The organism is Methylobacterium sp. C33D (assembly GCF_053345825.1).
Genome location: NZ_JBKFAV010000131.1, coordinates 1 through 506, shown reverse-complemented (window position 1 = coordinate 506; position 506 = coordinate 1). Strand labels below are relative to the sequence as shown.

1 protein-coding gene is annotated in these 506 nt (G+C 70.4%); it reads left to right on the top strand.

The window, feature by feature from the left end; genetic code table 11:
• Positions 1–505: transglutaminase-like cysteine peptidase (locus ACLBXO_RS31710; RefSeq protein ID WP_447687913.1), on the top strand; the 505-nt coding region annotated here is incomplete at its 5' end.
• Position 506 lies beyond the last annotated feature (1 nt).

The window sequence follows — 506 nt, the reverse complement described above, 5'->3', positions numbered from 1 at the left end:
GGGCGACGCCAAGCCGATCGCGGCGTGGGTGACGTTCTGCCAGACCTACGCGGCGGAGTGCGCGCTGGACCGGGGCGAGCCGGCCCGGATCAGCCTGACGCCCGCGACCTGGGCGACGATCGTGTCGGTGAACCGGCGGGTCAACAAGGCGATCGAGCCGATGACCGACCAGGACCACCTGCACGTGGCCGACCGCTGGGACCTGGCCGAGGACGGCATCGGCGACTGCGAGGACTTCCAGCTGCTCAAGCGCCACCTGCTGGTCGAGGCCGGTCTGCCGCGGCGGGCGATGCGCATGACCGTGGTGATCGACGAGAAGGGCGAGGGCCACGCCGTGCTGACCCTGATCACCGACCGGGGCGACCTGGTGCTCGACAACAAGACCAACGCGATCGTGCCCTGGCACAAGACCGGCTACGTGTTCATCAAGCGCGAGAGCCAGGACGCCGTCGCCTGGGTCTCCCTCGGCGGCGTCACCTCCCCGGTCACCACCGCCAACCGGTGAG